Below are 2,851 nucleotides of genomic sequence, written 5' to 3'. Positions count from 1 at the left end.
GAGGACGCGCGGGCGGGGCGGCCGGGGGCCGGTGAGCGCGAGCAGCCGCCGCGTGGTGGCGTCGGAGCCGGGGCTCTGGCGGGGCAGGGCGTGGTGCAGTGCGAAGAACGCGTCGATCAGATGGTCGGACAACGTGGGACACCCTTGGGTGAGAGGGTCCCGGCCGACGAGGCGGCGTGCGCGCGCCGAGTGGCTAGCCGGGGACCCGGAGGACGAGGACGGGCCGATCGCTGCGCGGGGCAGCGTCCACAGCGGCAGTCATCACCCTCAACTCCTCTTCCTCTCCCGGGAGTCGTCCACCGGTACCGCGCGGACGTACGGCGCGACCTTACACCGTCGCGTGCGCCGGCTCAGTGGCAGAGGTGCGCCTCGTGGGCGGCATGGCCGCTGGGCTCCAGCTGGAAGGTGCAGTGCTCGACGTCGAAGTGATCGCCCAGGCAGCCCTGCAACTCGTGCAGGAGCTTCTCGTGGCCGATCGAGTCCAGGACCTCCTGCTGCACGACGACGTGCGCGGAGAGCACCGGCATCCCCGAGGTGATCGTCCAGGCGTGCAGGTCGTGGACGTCCAGCACACCGGGCAGGGCCGTCATGTGGGCGCGCACCTCCGCCATGTCGACCCCCTTGGGCGCCGCCTCGAGCAGCACGTCGAGCGTCTCCCGCAGGAGCTTCACGGTGCGCGGCACGATCATGAGGCCGATGAGGAGCGAGGCGATCGGATCGGCGGCCTGCCAGCCCGTGGCCATGATGAGGCCGGCGGACACGAGGACGGTCACCGAACCGAAGGTGTCCGCCACCACCTCCAGGTAGGCGCCCCGCACGTTGAGGCTGTCGCGCTGCCCGCGCATCAGCAGGGACAGGGAGACGACGTTGGCGACCAGGCCCACGGCGGCGAACACGACGGCCAGGCCGCCCCTGGTCCCGGCCGGGGTGACGAAACGCTCGACGGCCTCGACGACCAGGTAGCCGCCCACGCCGAGGAGCAGCAGGCAGTTGGCCAGCGCCGCGAGGATCTCCGCACGGGCGAAGCCGAAGGTGCGGTTCGGGCCGGCGGGCCTGTTGGCGAAGTGGATGGCGAGGAGCGCCATCCCGAGCCCCAGGGCGTCGGTCGCCATGTGGGCCGCGTCCGCGATCAGGGCCAGGGAGTCGGCGAGCACTCCGCCGACGATCTCCGTGACCATGACGCCGAGCGTGATGCCCAGGGCGATGCGGAGGCGGCCCCGGTACGCCGCGGCGGCCGTGCCCGTCGGGGGCGGCCCGCCGTGCGTGTGCCCGTGGTCGTGGCCAGCCCCCATGAGAACGCCTCCGCAAACGTCGCAGCGATCGGGCGCCCGTCGGGCCCCACCGTGTCAGTCAACTACGGGCGGGGGGTACCGGGCAACACGGCACTGAACACCGTTGTCATCTCATCTGACCTGCGCAAACAGGCGCGTCCGCGGCTCGCGCGCCCCGGTGCCCGCCTCAGTGCGCCCGCGCCTCGGGGTGGCTCAGGAGCCAGCCCTCCCACGCCGACTCGACCATGTCCCGCACGCCCAGCCGGGCCGTCCAGCCCAGCTCCTCGGTCATCCGGGCCACCGACGCCACGGCACTGGCGGCGTCCCCGGGCCTGCGCGGCTCGACCACCGGCTCGGCGGGCAGGCCCGTGACCTCGCCCACCAGCGTGGCCAGCTCCCGTACGGAGACGCCCTCGCCCCGGCCGACGTTCACCGTCAGGTCCTCGCCCGGCGCCCGCTCCGCGAGCGCCCGGGCCACCGCGAGGTGGGCGTCGGCGAGGTCGGCGACGTGCACGTAGTCGCGGACGCAGGTCCCGTCCGGCGTCGGGTAGTCGTCACCGAAGACACGGGGGGCCTCGCCCCTGGTCAGCCGGTCGAAGAACATGGGGACGACGTTGGAGACCCCGGTGTCGGACAACCGGGGCTCGGCCGCCCCCGCCACGTTGAAGTACCGCAGGCAGGCCGTGGAGACGCCGTGCGCCCGCCCCGTCGCCCGCACCAGCCACTCCCCGACGAGCTTCGTCTCGCCGTACGGGTTGATCGGCGCGCACGGGGTCTCCTCCGTGACGAGCTCGACGTCCGGTACGCCGTACACCGCGGCCGACGAGGAGAAGACGAAGCGCCCCACCCCGGCCGCGACCACGGCCTCCAGGAGCACGGTGAGCCCGCTCACGTTCTCCCGGTAGTAGAGCAGCGGGTCCCCGACGGACTCGTCGACCTTCTTCTTCGCCGCGAGGTGCACCACACCCGACACCTCGTGCTCCCGCAGCACCCGGTCCAGCAGCCCGCGGTCCGACGCCGAGCCGCGCACCAGCGCGACGTCCGCGCCCAGCCGTTCCTCGACGCCCGTGGAGACGTCGTCGAGCACGACGACCCGCTCCCCCGCTCCGGTCATGGCCTTCGCCACGTGTGCCCCGATGTAACCCGCCCCGCCAGTGATCAGCCACGTCATGGGCCTCAGCCTATGCCGACCGGTCACGGGAGGGCGGAGCGGATCCGGAGGCCGGAGCCCGGCGGTTTGTGGGACGGGACGGTGATCGACGATGATGATCGAGAACCGCGCCGGATGATGACCACTTCACCCGAACGAAGCACAAACGGTCGGTGAAATCAGTCTTCCGTTCATCCGATAGCCTCAGCCGACGAGCCGCCGGCCCGCCCTCGGGCCGCACTGTCGCGCGCCGTTCCCGTCACCGCCAAGGAGTGAGTTCGTCTGTCGACCGCCATCCTCACCGGTGCGCCGGTACCCGGATCGTCGCTCGAGGACGATTTGCGGTCACTCGGCTTCGAGGTGACCGCCGCCACCGACGCCGGCCAGGCCGCCGAGCTGCTGGCCGCGGTGCCCTCCGACCAGCGCGTCG

General features: G+C 72.6%; 2 protein-coding genes and 1 pseudogene. All 3 read right to left on the bottom strand.

Annotated features, from left to right (window positions below; translation table 11 throughout):
* A pseudogene (locus ABZ371_RS31210) lies at window positions 1-132 on the bottom strand (transferase); the annotation flags it as partial.
* Between the two features lie 218 nt (window positions 133-350).
* A complete protein-coding gene (locus ABZ371_RS31205) occupies window positions 351-1,292 on the bottom strand; it encodes a cation diffusion facilitator family transporter (protein WP_358686004.1) in 942 nt (313 codons plus the stop codon).
* A gap of 166 nt (window positions 1,293-1,458) precedes the next feature.
* Window positions 1,459-2,442 (bottom strand): UDP-glucose 4-epimerase GalE, encoded by a 984-nt coding sequence (gene galE / locus ABZ371_RS31200; protein WP_358686001.1) that lies wholly within the window; start codon window positions 2,440-2,442, stop codon window positions 1,459-1,461.
* Window positions 2,443-2,851: the final 409 nt, after the last annotated feature.

The organism is Streptomyces sp. NPDC005899, assembly GCF_040629645.1.
In the GTDB taxonomy this organism is placed as follows: Bacteria; Actinomycetota; Actinomycetes; order Streptomycetales; family Streptomycetaceae; genus Streptomyces.
This window is presented reverse-complemented; position numbering and strand designations above follow the sequence as displayed.

Excerpts from the sequence above, each read along its gene's own strand:
- ABZ371_RS31205 (WP_358686004.1), bottom strand. The coding sequence starts at position 1,292 with ATGGGGGCTGGCCACGACCACGGGCACACGCACGGCGGGCCGCCCCCG.
- galE (WP_358686001.1), bottom strand. The coding sequence starts at position 2,442 with ATGACGTGGCTGATCACTGGCGGGGCGGGTTACATCGGGGCACACGTG.